An 18166-nucleotide genomic window follows, 5' to 3' on the forward strand; every position below is an offset into this window, starting at 1 on the left:
TTCAGCGATAAGGAAGATCGAATTTTCAAACGGTCCCTTAGCTGCCTGATCCACTTGGTGGATTGCGACCATCATTGAGTCTCCGAGAAGAAAGTTCATTGTAGAACAATCGAAGCAGCTTTGGATCCTCGGGCCAAGGCCCATCATAGGCGAAGCCTTCAAGCATTGCGATGGCGCCATCCCTGACGAAAAGGATAAAATCTGCGCCATTTACGAGTCCCTCAACATCTGCCGAAACATTTGTGATTTCGAGGCCGACAGAATCAGGAAGGCGTGGCGCATCGGGGGGAATAAAAAAGTTGGTAAAAAAGCCCACTCCTGCATTCTCTCTTTGAGTTACTTTTGCAGGCATATATTGCTCACGCAATATTTTGAAATTGGATTCATCTCCGCTTAGCATCTTTTTAAGAATGGCGGATTCAATTTGATTTAGTGTGTCCATGGGATAAACACCGATCCGATTCGACGCTTACCGTCAAGAACGCGACCTCTGACAATCACGGAATAAGGTCCGACTTGCGTAGTGACCTCGTATCGCCGGCGTTGAAGAGAGCGGTGGCGCGCCGCAGTTTTGCCAGAAATGCGCGATGGATGGGTCGCTGATAGGCCGTGGCGAGCAGCGCCGCCGCGCGCGCTTCGTCAAGGACGAGGGAGCCGCCCGCCAGCGTGTTTTTCCATACCCGCGAGAATGACGCGAGGCCCGAGGACGATTCCCTCGTCCCGGATCTCCATCCGACACGCGATCCGGTCCGCCCGCGTCCGTTCCTCGAATGCGCGCGAAATTTCCTCCGCCAGCTCTGCCAAATGCTCCCCCTCGCGAGATCGGGATTCGGGTCAGCAGCTTAAGCGCAAACGGCCGCATGGCCAAAACAGACCATGAACAAATCAGAGAGGAGAGCGGGTAAGTTTGGCGGAGGCGGGCTGCGCCAAGTCCAAAAACTATTCCGGCGCGCCCTCGATCGGGTCGTACTGCTTGACGTCGAAGCCGAACGTCTCGAAGGAATTCGCCATATGCGGCGGCAGCGGCGCGGTGACGTCCAAAACGCCGCCGCGCGGATGCGGCAGCACCAGGCGGCGCGCCAGCAGATGCAGCTTGCGCTCGATGGTCTCGGGAATGGCGCGCAGCGGATCGTTCCGGCGTGGATCGGTTTTGGGCCGCAGCCCATATTTGGGATCGCCGATGATCGGATGGCCGATCGCCTCGGCATGGGCGCGCAGCTGATGCGTCCGGCCGGTGATCGGCTTCATCGACAGCCAGGCGGCGCGAGGCGAAAAAGTATCGACGGTGGCGTAATAGGTCACCGAATGCTGCGCGTCCTCATCGCCATGTTTGGCGACGCGCATCTTTTCCATGGAAGCGCGCTCTTCGTCGCTGCGCCGCGGCCCTCGCGCATCCATGCCCTCGCCCTTGGCGAGAAAAAGCGAGATTTTGCCCTGCGCCGGTTTCGGCACGCCCTCGACCAGAGCCCAATAGATTTTCTGCGCCTGCCGCGAGCGGAAAATTTCGCCAAGGTCGGCGGCCATTTTGCGCGTCTTGGCGATCAGCAGCACGCCGGAGGTGTCGCGATCGAGCCGATGCACCAGAACCGGCCGGTCGCCGCGCTCGTTGGGCAGGGAGGCGAGCATGCCGTCGATGTGGCGGCGCATGCCGGAGCCGCCCTGCACGGCGAGGCCATAGGGCTTGTTGAGGACCATGAGATCCTTGTCCTCGAACAGGATCATCTGGCGCAGATCGCGCTGATCTTCTTCGGAAATCCTGAACACTGGGGCTTCCGGCGCGGCTTCGAGGTTGAGCGGCGGCACCCTGACGTTCTGGCCCTGCGCCAGCCGCGTCGCAGTTTTCACGCGCGCGCCGTCGACGCGCACCTGTCCCGTGCGGACGATCTTGTTTAGATGCGAGAGCGACAGCGCGGGAATGCGGCGCTTGAACCAGCGGTCGAGGCGCAGCCCATCCTCATCTTCGGCGACTTCATATGTCTGGACGCTCAAATTTTATGCCTGTTGCCTCAAATGCGCGGCGCATTTTCGTGGAAACGATCATGCGCTAGGGAACTGTCCGCACAATGTCCCCTTCGCGCAAAAACGCGCCGGCGCGCGCGACGACGACGTCGCCCGGCGCAAGCCCCTCGCGAATCTCGGCCTCCGCGCCGCCGAACAGCCCGACCTTGACCCGCCGCGTCTCGACGCGATTGTCGCGCACGACCTGCACGATAGCGCCTTCCGGCCCGTAAAGAATAGAAGAAAGCGGCGCCGCCGGGCCGCAGCTCTGGCCGGCGTCGATCGCAGCCGTCGCGAAGGCGCCGAGCCTCAGGCCGGCGCTGGAGCTGAGCTGGATGCGCGCGCGGCCCTGCTGCGTAAGCGGATCGACCTCGGGCAGGATGAGCCGCACGGTGCCGGCGAATTCGCTCTCGTCGAGAGCCTCGATTTGCGCGATCTGCCCGGGTTTGATCCGGGCCAGCGCCGGCAGCGGCAGATCGACCAAAAGTTCGAGCTGTCCGTCGCGAATGATGCGGAACATCGGCTCGCCGCGTGCGGACGCCGGCATGCCGACCGGCAGCCGTCCGTAGACGACGAGGCCGCTTGCGCTCGCGGTCATCGTCGCCTTCGTCGGCAGTCCCGGCAGCCAGTCGGGCCGGGCGAGCTGCGCCAGCGGCTGGCCGGCGGTCACGCTCGCGCCATCCTCGACCAGCACCTGCACGATTTGCAGCCCCTCGACGTCGGGCCGCACTAGGCTCTCGTCCCGCGCGACGATCCTGCCGTTCAGCCGCATCGAATCGACAAAGCATTGGGTCTTCGTCTTGACGACGCTGACCGTCATGGCGCGGTCGGCCGGCTCGGCGCGCAGCGGACCGGCAAGAGCGACCGCCGCCAGCAGCGCGATGGCGCCGCGGCTCTCCCGACGCTTCTTGATCGCGGCGAAATTTTCGCCCAACGTTGGCGCACGCAGCCTCGCCGATCGCGTCAATGGACCTTCCCTTTGGTCTGATGGGCCGCAAGCCATTGTTTCATGGCGGCGATCTCAGCCTCCTGCGACTGCACGACATCGCCGGCGAGCTTGCGCACGAACGGATCCTTGGCGTGATCCAGCGCGACCTTCGCCATATCCACGGCGCCTTGATGGTGCGGCAGCATCATGATGACGAAATCGACGTCCGCGTCTCCGGTCATCGGAGCGCTCATCGTTTTATCCATGTTGCTCATGGCCCTCATATAGCCGGCGTCGGCCGAGTCCTTGCCGGCGCCCGTCGCCGGGGCGTCCATTTTCATGCCGCCGTGGTCGTGCGTCGTGACCCCGCCTGCCTCTTCGGCGGCGAGGACGCCGGCCGGCGCGCCGCCAAGCAGGAGGGCGAGACAAAGAAGCGGCAAAGCGCGAGGCGGCATGTCATGAACTCCGGGTTTGGCTTGAAGCGCGCCGCAAGGGCCGTCGCGCGGCGGCGAAGGCTCGCGGCCTCGAAAATGCAATGATATCAAGGGTTTGATGATGAATTGGAGGCCTCGCCCGGAATCGAACCGGGATGCAAGGATTTGCAGTCCTCTGCGTAGCCACTCCGCCACGAGGCCTCCGTCGCGTCGAAAGCGCGCCACCGGCTATAGCAAAGGAAGCGGCTAGGAGGCAAGAAATGTTCGACCGCGGGCGCGAAGGCCGCGAGGGGAGCTGCGAGAGGGCGATTTCGATTCCCGTCGCGCCCGAATATTGGCGTCCATGCGTCCCGGCGCGAGGCCGCCCCGCCGTCTTGCGCCGGCAAGCTGGCGATTCGCTCTTTGCAACGGGCGGCAAGCTTGCTATATGCCGCCCGGTCGCCGTGGCGTCTTGCCGGCGCGTGATCCCTGATAGCTCAGCTGGTAGAGCAATCGACTGTTAATCGATCGGTCGCAGGTTCGAGTCCTGCTCAGGGAGCCATTTCGGTACGAAACTGCGAACGCATGCATCGCCGTTTCCACTCCAGAGCTTCGTCTGGACGCCACGCGCGTCTGGAGGCGCCTTGGCTTCGTTCCCTTGATCCGGTTCATCGGCTGCTGCCTCCACCCGCCGCAGCGGGGCGGTTGGGGGCGCGCCTCCAGGCCCGGTCCTGCCGCAGCCGCACAGGATCGGCTTATCGTAGCGGCCGACTATTGCGGCGAGGCTGCGAAGCAGGCCCAGCTTCGCTCCTCGGAACGGCGGCTGCGCTACGCCCATCGCGCGTTCGACCCTTTGCTGTCCACTTGGGAAGAACCGGCTCGACCGCGGCTGTGCCAATTTTGTAACAAGTTTTGACATACTGCCTGTCAATAAGGCGGCAATCGTCCCGTTGCTCTAGTCCGATCCACGCCGTCAGGGTATCTGTCAGGAAAGGCGGAGAGGATAGAGTTCATGCCCGGATTGCGATTGAGCGGCATCACCTTACTGGCGACAGCGCTGATCGGCGTCGGCGGGTGTTCCTTCTTCCCCCAGGACGGGCCGGCTTCGGTCGATGTGCTGTCGCAAAAGTCGGACATTGTTCCCTACGGCCTCGTAAAGCTCACGCCTGAGACCGTGGATATTCTCGCCGCCTATGAGCCGAAGGGCCTCGCCGGCACCTTCACGGACCGTCGCCCGGCGTCCAACATCAAATTTGGCGTCGGCGATATCGTCTCGACGACGGTTTTCGAGGCGACCGCCGGCGGCCTATTCATTCCGCTCGACGCCGGCGCGCGCCCCGGCAATTTCGTCACCCTGCCGGATCAGGCGGTGGACGACCATGGCAATATTTCGTTCCCTTTCGCCGGCGTCATACGCGCCGCAGGCCGCAACAACGTCGAGATCCAGAATGAGATCGTCGAACGGATCAAAAATCGCGCGATCGAGCCTCAGGTCATTATAACGCTGGCGCAGCAGCGGACTTCGCTGATCAGCGTCATCGGCGAAGTAAATACGCCGCTGCGCTTTGCCGTTCCGGCGACGGGCGCCGGCGATCGCATTCTCGACGCCATTACCCGCGCGGGAGGCATCAAGGGGCAGGGCTTCTCAACCTGGGTCATGCTCGAGCGCGGCGGTAAACGCGCCACCGTGCCGTTCGAAAATCTGGTCATGAATGCGTCCAACAACATCTATATCCAGCCGGGCGACCGTATTTACGTCTATCAGGAGCAACAGAAATTCATCGCCTTCGGCGCGACCGGCGCCCTCGACGCGATCGGTAGCCAGGGCGAGTTTAATTTTGACGCCTGGCGCATCAATCTGGCCGAGGCCGTGGCTAAGGCCGGCGGCCTGCAAGACGCCCGCGCCGATGCGAGCGCCGTGTTCTTGTATCGCAGGGAGCCGAGGGAAGTCGCAAAATTGCTCGGCGTCGATACGGGCCGCTTTGCCGGCGATCTGGTGCCGGTCATCTTCCAGGTCAATCTGCGCGATCCGGGCGGCTATTTCATTGCGACGCGGACGCAAATGCGCAACGGCGACGTGATCTACGTCTCCAACGCCCAGTCGAATGATCTCAGCAAATTCTTCAACTTCGTCAATACGGTTGCCTCAGCGTCGGCGGTCACGACCACGGCCATCGTCGGCGTGCCGACAGCTTCGGCGGCGATTCATGGCCACGCGCTGGCGGGCGCCGCAGTCGTTCAATAGCGCCCTGCGGCTCGCGTCGCAGGCATGAGGCGAAGCGCCGCGCTTCCGGTCCACGGGAAGATTCGGCGCAACGCTTGCATTTGACCGCTCGATTGAAGATCTTGCCGTTGAGATCTTGCCCCCCCGCAGGGCTTGCGGCCTCATGGAGCGACTGGCAGAGCTGTTCTGCGATCACGATGATTTTGAATTCTCATCCATCCAGGATCATGAAACGTGATCGATCCTTCGGGGTTAGAGCAGGAGGTCGGTTCGAAAGCCTTGCTGCTTTCCGGCGTCATGTTCTAGCCAAGGGGAGCTCGTCCTTTGCGCCTTGAGCTGTTTCAGCCCGCGTGTCACTTCGACGGGACTCGATGCAGATATCTGCCGCCGACACGAACAAACGCCTGAAAATCTTGATCATCGGCGAGAATTACGCGCCTGAGATGACCGGTGTTGGCCGATTCACGGGCGAGATCGGCGCCTATCTTGCCGAGCATGGCTATGACGTCACGGCGGTCGCCGCGCCGCCGCATTATCCGGGCTGGAGCGTCAAACCGCCCTTTCACGCGGGACGCTATGCGCGCGAGACCAGAGACGGCGTCGCGGTGTTGCGCTGCCCGATCTTGCTTCGCGCGGATATGCGCGGCGTCTGGCGGTTGATCGCGCCGGTGAGCTTTGCGTTGACGGCGGCTCCTGTCGCGCTCTGGCAGATCGTGACGCGGCGACCGGATGTCGTGCTGTGCGTCGAGCCAACCCTCGCCGCCGCGCCGATCGGCCTCCTCGGCAAGATATTCGGGGCCCGCGTGCTGCTGCATGTGCAGGATCTCGAGGTCGACGCCGCCTTCGCCGTCGGCCATTTGCAGGGTGGGGCGCTGAAGAAGGCGATCTTCTCAATTGAATCCTGGCTGCTGCGCCGGTTCGACAGCCTGGTCACGATTTCGGGCCAGATGCGCAAGCGCCTTATTGAAAAGGGCGTTGCCGCCGAACGTATCGGCATCGTCCGCAATTGGGTTGATCTTGACCAGATTCGGCCGCTCGAAGGCAGCAACGGCTTTCGCGCAGAGCTTGGTCTGAGCGCCGCTTTCGTTGTTCTTTACGCCGGCAACATCGGCGCTAAACAGGCTCTTGAGGTGGTTCTCGACGCGGCGCGCGCGCTTGGCGGCGCAAAAGCCATCCATTTTGTCATCGCCGGGGACGGACCCGAGAAGGCGCGGCTGATGCGCGACTATGGCGGCCTCCCCGGCGTGCATTTTCTGCCGTTACAGCCCGAGGCTCGGCTGTGCGAATTGCTTAATCTCGCCGATTTGCATGTCTTGCCGCAGGCCCGGGGCGCAGCCGATCTCGTCTTACCCTCAAAGCTTGGCGGCATGCTGGCAAGCGGCAAGCCCGTTCTTGCGACGGCCGACGCCGGCACCGAGCTGTTCGAGGTTCTGCAGGGCGCCGCCATATTGGTGCCGGCCGGAGACAGCGCAGCGATGGCCGCGGAGATCAGCAGGCTCGCGGCCGACGGCGCGCATCCGGCGCTGGGCGATGGCCGGCGTCTTGCGCAGATGTTCGCGCGCGAGACTTGCCTTGAGCAGTTTCGCGCCTGGATCGATCCTGCCGGCGTCAAATCCGCCCCTGCGGGCCAACACAAGCTGACCCATTTCCCCGAAGCTCAGCCCTGATGTGCGGTCGCTTCGCCATGACCTCGCCGCCTGAGGCGACGCGGCGTTTCTTCGGCTATCTGGAGCAGCCTAACTTTCCGCCGCGCTACAATATCGCGCCGACGCAGCCTGTGCCGATCGTGCGCGGGCGATTCGACGCCGACCATCGCCTCGAGCGCTGCTTTGATCTCGTACGGTGGGAGTTTTTGCCGCGCTTCGCCAAGGATCCGCGAAATTTTCCGTTGATCATCAATGCGCGGGCGGAAACCTTGCTGGAAAAACCAAGTTTCGCCGCCGCATTCCGCCGCCGCCGCTGCCTGTTCATCGCCGACGCGTTTTACGAATGGCGCCGCGAAGCTGGCTCGCGAGGGCGGGGCGCGCGCCCTTATCTGTTCCGGCGCGCCGATGGAGCGCCCCTGGCTCTTGGCGGAATTTGGGAAAGCTGGTGCGGACCGAATGGCGAGGAGCTCGACACGGCCTGCATCATCACGACGGCGGCGAATGGATCGACCGCCGCCATTCACGACCGTCTGCCCGCAATCATCGCGCGCGAATCATTTGAGACCTGGCTTTGCCCGGACGAGGCGACGACTGAGGCCGCCCTGAGTCAGTTGCGGCCGCCCGAAAATGACGCGCTCGAATTCTTTGCAATCGGGCCGGAGGTCAACAAAGCCGCGAATGATTATAAGGAGCTGCAGGAGCCAGTCGCGGGAGCCGCGCCGCCGTCCGCTCCGGCGCAACAGGACGATCCTCCGCAACAATTATTATTTTAGAGCTTTGAGCGAAGGCTGTTGACTGTCTTGTCGAGAAAATAATTTAAAACAAAGACTTGAAGCGCTTTCCGGCCGAATGATCCGGTCGACCCAGCTCTAGCCTAGCCGAGGGCGACAAGACAGAAGTCGACCATTTGGTCGAGCGTCGGCTCCGGCTCCTGCGCGCATTCGACCATTAGTCTCGGGTGACAGAATCGGATGCAGGCGCTGCGCACCAGAATCGCGGCAAGCTCGCAATCGCTGACATGGAATTCCCCGGCGCTATTGCCTTCCGAAATGATGTTCGTCAGCACCTTGTTAAGCTTCTTCGAATGATCTTGCACGATCGGCCAGTTTTCGTTGAACGCCGTCTCGAGCAATTCATGCAGCTTGCGGTTGGCGACAAAGCGCTGGGCGTTCGCCTTTTCGAGCGCTGCGATGGCGCTGCGGAGTTTTTCGCTTGCGGAGCCCGGCTGGGTTGAAATGGCCTCGAGACTGGCTTCAGTCTCTGTCAGCAGTCGTCGTCCGACCGCCTCGTTTATTTCCGCTTTTGCCGAAAAAAAACGATAGACATTGGCAGGCGACATTCGCAGTTCACGGGCGATGTCCGCAACAGTAGTCTTCTGAAATCCGATCTGGCTGAACAAACGCTCCGCAACTTCCACGATATTCTGGTGCGGATCGGTTTCCTTTTGTTCGCTGACGATTTTCATTCTATCGCTATCCCCAATTGACAGGGAGGACCTTACAACGCTTCGGCATGAAAAGCTTCACCTATATGGGACACAAATGCACGTTAACGTAACCTTTGCAGTTTGACTTCCACATCTGCGCGAATCGTGAATTTCCGCCGTTATGCCCGTAAATAGCTGTTGCGTCGAGCGTTTCGCGCTCGCGAAAGCCGCTTGTCAAAAGAATTTATTGTTTATTACAATATTCGCTACCGACTTGTTCTAGATAAGTATTTTACGCGCTATTTTGTCACTGGTCAGTGCGGCTTCTTTAACGTTCACTTATCACAACAAGAGAGCCAGCAATCCCGTCGCCGCGCATTTGACGGTTTTTTCTGGCGTTCGCGGAGCGGCTGTGTGCAAATAGTCGTTAGATTAAATTCGGGAGCGGTGCGGAATGCAGGGATTAGAGGATGTCGACATCAGGACGTTGCTCCAGCTGGAGACCGACCTAAGCGACGAAACCCTGGATGGATTCATTGAATATATCCGTCACCACTACGGCTTGGCCAATATCGCTTATCTCTGCCCGTCCTTCCGCGGCCGCTCGGTCGCCGATCCCTTCATGGCGCTGACATATCGCGAGGAATGGGTCGAACACTACAAGGATGAAGGCTACGGCCTGATTGATCCCGTCCATAATATAGGCGCCCGCTCGGTTCTGCCGCTCGACTGGGCGCGGCTGCCGCGCGCCGAGAAGAAAGTGCAGCGGATGTTCGGCGAAGCCGCCGACGCCGGGGTGGGCAGGCAGGGGCTGACCATTCCCGTCCGCGGTCCGACCAATGGGCTCTGGGCTCTGTTCAGCGTTACTTCGGACGAGGCCGATACAGAATGGGCGCGCCGCCGATTCGAACTGACCAAGGACATGGTGCATATCGCTCATTATGTGCATCAGCGGGCCTATAAGCTGCACGCCAAGGAAGATGAGATCGATCTCAACGCCATCACCAAGCGGGAGATCGAGGCGCTCGAATGGTCGGCGGAAGGCAAATCGCTCGCCGATATCTCGATTTTGATGCGCATCTCGGTCGAAACCGTTAAGGCGCATCTTGATTCGGCGCGCTACAAGCTCTGCGCGCTGAATCGCGTCCACGCGGTGACCAAGGCGATTCGGGCCGGCCTGATCCGATAGACCACTCAGGGCTCGCGGGGTCGAACTCGCAAGCCAGCCGCTGAGCGGAACAGGCTCGTTCGTTACGCGCCCTAAGCAAATTGCCGCACAGGCGACATTTTCTTCGATCATCGAAGCATCCGGTGACGCCTTCAGCATGAACTGGGGCGTGGGATCGGCGGGAGTCGGTTCATAACGCACGTCCTGTGTGCGCCGCATATCCCCGATCGGGGGAATATCCTTAAACTCCTGCCGATAGCATAGTTGGGCATCCACCCGAACGGGAGCCCTGATATGATTACTGTTGTTTATGGTTATGAGCGCGAAGAGCGACGCGATCTCTTCGAGGAAATGTTCCGCCAGCGCAAGCAAGTCTTCGTCGACGAAAAGAAATGGGATCTAAAGATTACTGACGGAGAATTCGAGATCGACGAATATGACCGGGACGATACGGTCTATGTCTGCAGCCTGCGGCCGGATGGTTCGCTCGCTGGCTCGGTCCGTCTTTTGAATACGTTGACCGATCACATGGCCAACGGGCCTTTCAAGGAGATGTTTCCGGAATTGACGGTTCGCTCGCCCACGATCTGGGAAGCGACGCGTTTCGCCGTGCCGGACGACCCGCGCATCCAACCCAATGGCGTGTCGCGCGCCGCCTGCGAAATCATGCTTGGAACATGCCTGTTCGGTCTCGAGCATGGCGTGTCGCAGCTGATCGCGATCTATGAGGCGCCGATGGCGCGGGTTTATCGCAAATGCGGCGTCCGCCATTATGTGCTCGGCCGTCATCGCAGCGCGGAAGCCGGCTCCATCCATTTCGCTCTTGGCGAAGTTTCCCGCCAGCTCGAAGCTTCGATCCGGGAGGCCACTGGCCTCACCCCCGTCGAAACCGTCGTCGAAGCCGCGGAATAAGCGGCCGGCGCCCGGACGGTTGCGCCGCGCAGCCGTCCGTCGAAAGTCCAGGGCATCGGCAAACGCAGCCCCGCTCGGAAGGCTTCGCCTTTCCGGGCGGTTGGCGTCTCTGGCACGTGGCCCAGACGGAGCTTGATTTTTCGTCATGCTTACGCCGCCGATTTTAAATCGCGCCCGGCCGGCGGACGCCTGATCCCACGCGCGCTCAGGCGCTCGATTGAAAAAGAGGCGGCGATCGATCTGAAAGCGAGACGGCTTTCCTCTGAAACAATCGCGCTCTAGAAAGAGCCCTTCCGAGGCCGCGCTGAGGCGGCTGCGCGATCCTCGTGCGCGCTGGCGCATCGAAAGGGCCTTTTTATTGCTCGCAATCGCTATCGTCGCGCTCGCGGCCTTTGCGGCCGGCTTCATCAACGCCCTTGCCGGCGGCGGCTCCTTTCTGACGCTGCCCGCCTTCATCGCCGCGGGCGTTCCGCCGATTGCCGCGAACGCCTCCAGCACGGTCGCGCTGTTTCCCGGCCAGATCGCCACGGGTTTATCCGCGCGCGACGGCATTGCGGCGGCGGCGAAGGACCCCCGCATCAACGCTCCAGTCCTCGCGGCGATCAGCCTTATCGGCGGCCTCATTGGGGGCCTGCTGCTGCTTGTCACGCCGCCGGCGATTTTCGCGCGGCTGATTCCCTGGCTCATTCTGTTTGCAACAGTCATTTTCGCGGGCGGCAATGCGATCCGCGAAGATAGCAAGCTGTTTAAGCTGAATACGGTCGGGATCTATCTCGCGCAGGCGTTGGTCTCGATCTACGGCGGTTATTTCGGCGGCGGCATCGGCATTTTGATGCTCGCCGCGCTGACGCTCTACGGCATGCGCGACATCTGGCTGATGAACAGCCTCAAAATCCTGCTCGCCGTGCTGATGAACGCCGCCGCCGTCGTCACCTTCATCGTCGCCGGTCTCGTATATTGGCAATTGACCATCGTCGCGGGGGTCGCGGCGATCATCGGCGGCTACGCCGGCATCCACGCGGCGCGCCGCCTGCCGACGCGCATTGTGAAGGGTTTCGTCATTATGATAGGGCTGATTCTCACCGTCCTGTTCTTTCTCAAGACGCCTTGAGGGCCGGACGGAGATCGAGGCTCGCATGCGCTATGCCTATTTCGACGGAGCAGGCGGTCCGGAGGTCATCAGGATTGGCGAGGCGGCGAGGCCGGCTCCGGGGCCCGGCGAGGTTCTGATCGAAGTCGTCGCGGCGGGCGTCAACCGTCCGGACTGCATGCAGCGCGCCGGCTCCTATCCGCCGCCGCCGGGCGAATCGAACATTCCGGGGCTTGAGGTCGCCGGCCGCATTGTCGCTCTTGGCGAGGGCGTGACCGGTTTTGAGGCTGGCGATTCGGTCTGCGCGCTGCTTGGTTCCGGCGGCTATGCGGATTACGCCGTCGCCGCCGCGCCGCTATGCCTGCCGGCGCCACAGGGCCTCAGCTTCGAAGAGGCGGCGGCGCTGCCGGAAAATGTCTTCACCGTCTACGACAATGTATTTACGCGCGGGCGCCTGGCGGCCGGCGAGACTTTTTTGGTCCATGGCGGCTCCTCCGGCATCGGCTCGATCGCGATCCAGCTGGCCAAGGCCTCCGGCGCAATTGTCATCGCGACGGCGGGCTCGGACGCCAAATGCGCCTTCTGCCGGACGCTCGGCGCGGATCTCTCCATCAATTACAAGACGCAGGATTTCGCGGCCGAGACGAAGGCTTTTGCCGGAGAGCACGGCGTCGACGTCATTCTGGACATGGTCGGGGCGCCCTATCTCGCCAAAAACCTATCGCTTCTTGCCTTCGAGGGCCGGCTGGTCGAGATCGCCTGCTCCGGCGGCGGGCGCGTCGAAGCGTTCAATCTCTGGCCCGTGCTGATCCGCCGCCTGACGCTGACCGGCTCGACCTTGCGCGCCCGCACGCTGGCGCAGAAAGCCGCAGTCGCCGCTGCCGTGCGCGAGCGCGTATGGCCGCTGATCGAAGCGGGCAAGGTGCGGCCGCTTGTTCATGCGACGTTTCCGCTGGAACAGACCTGGGCCGCGCATGAATTGATGGAATCGTCCGCCCACACCGGCAAGATCGTGCTCGAAACAGGGCGCTAGGCGACTGCCGCTTGTTTATTTCTATATGTCGGCTATTATCGACATATGGAGAGTGATACCGCGATTGAAAGTCTGGCTGCGTTGGCGCAAGCGACGCGTCTTGATGTGTTTCGCTTGTTGGTGAGGCACGAGCCTGACGGCCTTTCCGCTGGCGAAATCGCTCGTCGCCTGGGCGTTCCGCATAATACGCTTTCGACGCATTTTTCGGTTCTCGCGCGGGCGGGGCTGATCCGCTCCGAACGTCAGAGCCGCTCGATCATCTACCGCGCCGATCTTGGGGCAATTGGGCGCCTGGCCGCCTATCTCGTGGAGGATTGCTGCGGCGGGCGTCCCGGCGCCTGCGCCCCGTTTCTCGCCGACCTGACGCGGCTCGAGGCGTCTGAAAATTGAGACACAGTTGCAACCTCGACAAAGGAATCCGTCATGGATGTCATCATCTACCACAACCCCAAATGCGGCACGTCGCGCAACGTGCTTGGCCTCATCCGCAACGCTGGTATAGAGCCGCATGTCATTGAATATTTGAAAACGCCGCCAACCCGGCTGTTGATCAGCCAGCTTGCGGCGCGCACAGGCCAGCCGCTGCGCGCCTTGTTGCGCGACAAGGAAGCGATCTTCGCGAGCCTTGGCCTCGATAAGCCCGATGTGTCGGACGATGCGCTGCTTGACGCCATCGAAAAGCATCCCGTGCTGCTCAACCGCCCCATCGTGGTTTCGCCCAAGGGCGTGAAGCTCTGCCGCCCCTCCGAACTCGTGCTCGATCTTCTGCCGGCGCAGCAAGGCGAATTCTTCAAGGAAGACGGCGAGCGCGTCGTCGATGAAAAGGGACGCCACGTGGCGAGCGCCTGACGGCGCGGATCGCCGCCGCGGGCGCCCGCAGGAACATCAACATGTCCTTTTTTGAACGCACGCTCTCCCTGTGGGTATGCGCCTGCATCGTTGCGGGCGTCATTCTCGGCCAATTGGCGCCGGGGCTATTCCAGGCTATCGGCGCGATCGAAATCGCCAAGGTCAATCTGCCCGTTGCGGCGCTGATCTGGCTGATGATCGTTCCCATGCTGCTCAGGATCGATTTTGCGGCGCTCGGCGAAGTGCGGCGTCATTGGCGCGGCATGGGGGTGACGCTGTTTATCAATTGGGCGGTGAAGCCCTTTTCGATGGCGGCGCTCGGCTGGCTGTTTATCGGCCATTTTTTCCGGCCGTTTCTACCGGCCGATCAAATCGACTCTTATATTGCGGGCCTTATTCTTCTGGCCGCGGCGCCCTGCACGGCGATGGTTTTCGTCTGGTCCAATCTCGTCAAGGGAGAGCCGCATTTCACCCTGAGTCAGGTGGCGCTGAATGACGTCATCATGGTTGTGGCTTTCGCGCCCCTGGTCGGGCTTCTGCTCGGCCTGTCGGCGATCGTCGTGCCATGGGACACGCTCGCTTTGTCTGTCGGGCTCTACATCGTGATTCCTGTCATTGCAGCGCAATTGGCCCGGCGCGCGCTGCTTGCCGGCGGCGCCGACGCCTTCGCGCGCGTCCTGGCCATTCTACAGCCATTGTCGCTTGCCGCATTGCTCGCGACCTTGGTGCTGTTGTTCGGGTTCCAGGGCGAGCAGATCGCCGCTCAGCCGCTGGTTATTTTGATGCTCGCCGCGCCGATCCTGATCCAGGTTTATTTCAACGCGGGGCTTGCCTATCTGCTCAATCGGATCGTCGGCGAGCCGCATTGCGTCGCCGGGCCCTCCGCGATGATCGGCGCCAGCAATTTTTTTGAGCTCGCCGTCGCCGCCGCGATCAGCCTGTTTGGCTTCCGGTCCGGCGCGGCGCTGGGGACGGTCGTCGGCGTGCTGATCGAAGTCCCGGCGATGCTGTCTCTTGTCTATATCGTCAACGCCAGCCGCGGCTGGTATGAGCGCGCGGAGCCGGCGCCGGCGCCGCGACGGGCGGAGGGATAAATCGTTTGGATGAGTTGCCGAATATTTCGCCCTCCGCTTTCGAGATCCCCAACGCGGACAGGCTGCAAACAGGCAAGATACGCCAGCCGCGCATTCTGTTGCTCTATGGCTCCTTGCGGCAGCGGTCCTACAGCCGCTTCCTGACGCTTGAAGCGGAGCGTCTTTTGAAGGCGTTTGGCGCGGAAACCCGGATCTATGATCCAAGCGGATTGCCATTGCCGGACGATGCGCCCGAAATGCACCCGAAGGTCCAGGAATTGCGCGACCTTTCGGCCTGGTCCGAAGGGCAGGTCTGGTGCTCGCCCGAGCGGCATGGCGCCATGACCGCCATCATGAAAGCGCAGATCGACTGGATTCCGCTCTCGATCGGCGCGGTTCGGCCGACACAGGGAAAGACCCTCGCGCTGATGCAGGTCAGCGGCGGCTCGCAATCCTTCAATGCGGTCAATCAGCTTCGCGTCCTTGGCCGCTGGATGCGGATGATCACCATTCCGAACCAATCCTCGGTGGCCAGGGCCTATGAGCAATTTGACGAAGCTGGCCGGATGCTTCCCTCGCCTTACTATGATCGCGTGGTCGACGTGATGGAGGAATTGGTCAAGTTTACGCTTCTGACCCGCGGCGCCTCCGCCTATCTGACGGACCGCTACAGCGAGCGCAAGGAGGAGGCGGAAAAGCTCGCCGCGCGGGTGGGGCTTCACTCGATTTGAGCGCGTCGCCTTGACGGGCCCGCAAAACTCCTTTAACCAACGCCGCTTGCCGCGCTTTTGCGCGGTAAATTTTTGGGCTGGTTTTTTCCGGTCCTAACGCACCCGCGGCGCCTCTTCGCGAGGTCCGGTTCGCCGGACCTGTCATGAAGAGCAGGCGCCTGTCGGCTCCGCCAAAAAAGCGGTGGGGCAGAGGAGGGCGCGTTCCTCCCCCTATTGGCGGGAGGACGCGAGTTTTGAGCGCCGCGCTTTTCGATAAAGCGCCGGGCGTTTGCGCGCGCGTCCTCATTGCCGATGCAATGATGATCGAGGACACGCGATGACAAAGCGCGCAGAAGCAAAATATAAAATCGACCGAAGGATGGGCCAGAATATCTGGGGCCGTCCGAAAAGCCCCGTCAACCGCCGCGAATATGGCCCCGGTCAGCACGGCCAGCGCCGCAAGGGCAAGCTCTCCGACTTCGGCACGCAGCTCAAGGCCAAGCAGAAGCTCAAAGGCTATTACGGCAATATTTCGGAAAAGCAGTTCCGCAAATATTACGCCGAAGCCATTCGCCTTCGCGGCGACTCGGGCGACAATCTGATCGGGTTGCTGGAGCGCCGGCTCGACGCGGTGATCTACCGCGCCAAATTCGTGCCGACGGTGTTCGCCGCGCGCCAGTTCGTCAACCATGGCCACGTCAAGGTCAATGGCAAGCGCGTCAACATCGCTTCCTACCTCGTCAAGGTCGGCGATGTGATCGAGGTCAAGGAATCCTCGCGCGAGATCCTGATCGTGCTCGAGGCCAAGCAGCTCGCCGAGCGCGACGTGCCGGATTATTATGAGGTCGATCATAATAAGATGACGGCGAAGATCACGCGCATTCCGCTGCCGGCGGACGTGCCCTATCCGGTTCTGATGGAGCCGAATCTGGTGATCGAATTTTACTCGCGCTAAATCTGCGCCATCGATCGCCGCCTTGCCTTGAGCAAGACGGCGAAGTTTTTAGCGGACCAATCGCTTTAGCGAACGGTCCGCTTTTTTGTGGGTCGATTGGATACGAAGCGGCGGCAAATTGCTTTCGCAACCGCCGCCGCATCCACGCCCTGTTCGAAAAAACCCGTAGGCGCGGAAGTTTAAATCAGGCGAGGCCCAGTTTCTGCGCGAGGCCGATGCGCTGCAGCTTTCCCGTCGCGCCTTTCGGGATTTCCGCTAAAAACAGGATCTTGCGCGGCGTCTTGAACGCCGCGATCCGCTCGGACAGAAAAGCGCGCAGCTCCTGCTCGGTCGCCGTCGTTCCCTCGCGCAACACCACAGCCGCGGCCACATCCTCGCCGAGCTTGTCGTGCGGCACGGCGAATGTCACAACCTGCAACACCGCCGGGTGATCCATCAGGGCTTCGTCGACCTCGCGCGGCGAGACTTTCTCGCCGCCCCGGTTGATGATCTCCTTGAGGCGCCCGGTCAGAGTGACATAGCCGCCTTCGTCCATTACGCCCTGATCGCCGGTGCGGAACCAGCCGTTCGTGAAAGCCTCGGCGTTGGCTTTCGGGTTGTTTTCATAGCCCGCGGTGACATTCTCGCCGCGGATGACGATTTCGCCGATTTCGCCTGCGCGGAGGAAGCCGCCGGTCTCATCCATGATGGCGACTTCAGGCCCCGCGGCAAGTCCCACGGAGCCCGGCTTTCTGACGCCATGCAACGGGTTCGACGCCATCTGATGCGCCGCTTCGGTCATGCCGTAGGATTCGATCACCGGCGAATGGAAGGTCGCCTCGAGTTCGGTGATGACCTGCGGCGGCATCGAAGACGACGACGAGCGGATGAACCGCAGCGGATAGCGCGCGATGATTTCCTTGTTGTTCGCTGCCCGCGTCAGGATCGCCTGATGCATCGTCGGAACCGCCGTGTACCAGGTGGGCTTTGCTTCTTCCATCGCCGCGAAGAATTTCAGCGCATTGAAGCCCGGCGTGCAGAACACGCTGCCGCCGCGCGACAGCGGCGCCAATATGCCGGCGATGAGGCCATGGATGTGGAACAGCGGCATGATATTCAGCCCGCGATCCTTCTCGGAAAACTCCACGGTCGCCGCGATGTTGGTCGCCGATTTGGCGACATTGGCCTGCGTCAGCGGCACGATTTTGGGACGCGACGTCGTGCCGGAGGTGTGCAGGATCAAGGCGATATCGTCGGGTTCGGCGCGGCCGGGCAGGGCGGCGGTTCCGTTCGCTTCGCCTGAGAGCGTGAAATAGCCGGCTCCGCGTTTTGCATCCGGCGTCAGCGTCACCAGCGGAATGTTGAGCTTCTTCGCCGCCTCGATCGCCGGCGACGTGCTTCCCGCCTCGACCACAAGCGCCTTGGCGTTGAGATCGCTCATGTAGAATTCGAACTCGTCCATCTTGTAGGATGGATTGAGCGGCGCGGAGGTCGAGCCGGAGGCGATCGCGATGAACGCCGTCGCCATCTCCGGGCCGTTCGGCAGGACGATGGCGACGCGGTCGTTGCGGCCGATCCCGAGGCCGTTCAGCGAGGCGATCGTTTCCGCGACAAGCGCTCGGAGGCCGTCAAAGGTTAAAGGCGCGGCATTGGAGGCCGCGATTGCGACGTCGCCGCCGCGCCCTGCCGCAAACAATCCCTCGAATGTCCGCACTGAGGTCATTTCCAGATACTCCCAAACCATTCAAATTCCGCGGCCGCC

General features: G+C 61.8%; 18 protein-coding genes and 2 tRNA genes. 13 read left to right on the plus strand and 7 right to left on the minus strand.

Translation table 11 applies throughout. From position 1 onward, the window contains the following. Positions 1-37: 37 nt before the first annotated feature. The 5 genes from MSIL_RS21130 to MSIL_RS00480 form a co-directional block, all read right to left on the minus strand. Positions 38-442 (minus strand): hypothetical protein, encoded by a 405-nt coding sequence (locus MSIL_RS21130; protein WP_148212984.1) that lies wholly within the window; start codon positions 440-442, stop codon positions 38-40. A 497-nt stretch (positions 443-939) separates the two neighbouring features. Further along, positions 940-1989: an RluA family pseudouridine synthase gene (locus MSIL_RS00465; protein ID WP_012589142.1), complete on the minus strand. Its 1050-nt coding sequence runs from the start codon at positions 1987-1989 to the stop codon at positions 940-942. A 55-nt stretch (positions 1990-2044) separates the two neighbouring features. Then, positions 2045-2965, minus strand: a complete 921-nt coding sequence (locus MSIL_RS00470) for an efflux RND transporter periplasmic adaptor subunit (protein ID WP_012589143.1) — start codon at positions 2963-2965, stop codon at positions 2045-2047. After that, a complete protein-coding gene (gene copM, locus MSIL_RS00475; RefSeq protein WP_012589144.1) occupies positions 2962-3381 on the minus strand; it encodes a CopM family metallochaperone in 420 nt (139 codons plus the stop codon). The genes MSIL_RS00470 and copM overlap by 4 nt, the downstream gene beginning before the upstream one ends. A gap of 106 nt (positions 3382-3487) precedes the next feature. Next, positions 3488-3561, minus strand: a tRNA-Cys gene (locus tag MSIL_RS00480). Positions 3562-3825: 264 nt separating this feature from the next. On the opposite strand from MSIL_RS00480, the gene MSIL_RS00485 reads away from it, so the two are divergent. The 4 genes from MSIL_RS00485 to MSIL_RS00500 all read left to right on the plus strand — a co-directional run bounded on the left by MSIL_RS00485 (position 3826) and on the right by MSIL_RS00500 (position 7982). Beyond that, positions 3826-3901, plus strand: a tRNA-Asn gene (locus MSIL_RS00485). A gap of 450 nt (positions 3902-4351) precedes the next feature. Continuing rightward, positions 4352-5584 (plus strand): polysaccharide biosynthesis/export family protein, encoded by a 1233-nt coding sequence (locus MSIL_RS00490; protein ID WP_012589145.1) that lies wholly within the window; start codon positions 4352-4354, stop codon positions 5582-5584. A 350-nt stretch (positions 5585-5934) separates the two neighbouring features. Further along, a complete protein-coding gene (locus MSIL_RS00495) occupies positions 5935-7230 on the plus strand; it encodes a WcaI family glycosyltransferase (protein ID WP_012589146.1) in 1296 nt (431 codons plus the stop codon). Then, positions 7230-7982, plus strand: coding sequence for an SOS response-associated peptidase (locus MSIL_RS00500; RefSeq protein ID WP_012589147.1), 753 nt, complete (start codon positions 7230-7232; stop codon positions 7980-7982). The genes MSIL_RS00495 and MSIL_RS00500 overlap by 1 nt, the downstream gene beginning before the upstream one ends. A gap of 101 nt (positions 7983-8083) precedes the next feature. Here the strand turns inward: MSIL_RS00500 and MSIL_RS00505 are convergent, their stop codons facing one another. Then, the gene (locus tag MSIL_RS00505; RefSeq protein ID WP_012589148.1) at positions 8084-8674 is read right to left on the minus strand and encodes a TetR/AcrR family transcriptional regulator; all 591 of its coding nucleotides are present in this window, start codon (positions 8672-8674) and stop codon (positions 8084-8086) included. 415 nt (positions 8675-9089) lie between these two features. On the opposite strand from MSIL_RS00505, the gene MSIL_RS00510 reads away from it, so the two are divergent. The 9 genes from MSIL_RS00510 (at position 9090) to rpsD (ending at position 16425) form a co-directional block, all read left to right on the plus strand. Then, positions 9090-9824, plus strand: coding sequence for a helix-turn-helix transcriptional regulator (locus tag MSIL_RS00510; RefSeq protein WP_012589149.1), 735 nt, complete (start codon positions 9090-9092; stop codon positions 9822-9824). A gap of 273 nt (positions 9825-10097) precedes the next feature. After that, positions 10098-10715, plus strand: coding sequence for an acyl-homoserine-lactone synthase (locus MSIL_RS00515; RefSeq protein ID WP_012589150.1), 618 nt, complete (start codon positions 10098-10100; stop codon positions 10713-10715). Positions 10716-11073: 358 nt separating this feature from the next. Further along, entirely contained in the window at positions 11074-11826 is a 753-nt protein-coding gene (locus MSIL_RS00520; protein ID WP_012589151.1) for a sulfite exporter TauE/SafE family protein, read from the plus strand. 25 nt (positions 11827-11851) lie between these two features. Then, positions 11852-12838: an NAD(P)H-quinone oxidoreductase gene (locus MSIL_RS00525; protein ID WP_012589152.1), complete on the plus strand. Its 987-nt coding sequence runs from the start codon at positions 11852-11854 to the stop codon at positions 12836-12838. Between the two features lie 45 nt (positions 12839-12883). Next, entirely contained in the window at positions 12884-13228 is a 345-nt protein-coding gene (locus MSIL_RS00530) for an ArsR/SmtB family transcription factor (RefSeq protein WP_012589153.1), read from the plus strand. Positions 13229-13261: 33 nt separating this feature from the next. Next, positions 13262-13687 carry an arsenate reductase (glutaredoxin) gene (gene arsC / locus MSIL_RS00535; RefSeq protein WP_012589154.1) on the plus strand — a complete coding sequence of 142 codons (426 nt, stop codon included), beginning with the start codon at positions 13262-13264 and terminating at the stop codon, positions 13685-13687. 41 nt (positions 13688-13728) lie between these two features. After that, positions 13729-14781: an ACR3 family arsenite efflux transporter gene (gene arsB, locus MSIL_RS00540; protein WP_012589155.1), complete on the plus strand. Its 1053-nt coding sequence runs from the start codon at positions 13729-13731 to the stop codon at positions 14779-14781. A gap of 5 nt (positions 14782-14786) precedes the next feature. Further along, positions 14787-15491 (plus strand): arsenical resistance protein ArsH, encoded by a 705-nt coding sequence (gene arsH, locus MSIL_RS00545; protein ID WP_012589156.1) that lies wholly within the window; start codon positions 14787-14789, stop codon positions 15489-15491. Positions 15492-15807: 316 nt separating this feature from the next. After that, entirely contained in the window at positions 15808-16425 is a 618-nt protein-coding gene (gene rpsD, locus MSIL_RS00550; RefSeq protein WP_012589157.1) for a 30S ribosomal protein S4, read from the plus strand. A 184-nt stretch (positions 16426-16609) separates the two neighbouring features. On the opposite strand, the gene MSIL_RS00555 is transcribed toward rpsD, so the two are convergent. Further along, the gene (locus MSIL_RS00555; protein WP_041368239.1) at positions 16610-18127 is read right to left on the minus strand and encodes an acyl--CoA ligase; all 1518 of its coding nucleotides are present in this window, start codon (positions 18125-18127) and stop codon (positions 16610-16612) included. Positions 18128-18166: the final 39 nt, after the last annotated feature.

The sequence above is a fragment of the Methylocella silvestris BL2 genome (genome assembly GCF_000021745.1).
GTDB lineage: Bacteria > Pseudomonadota > Alphaproteobacteria > Rhizobiales > Beijerinckiaceae > Methylocapsa > Methylocapsa silvestris.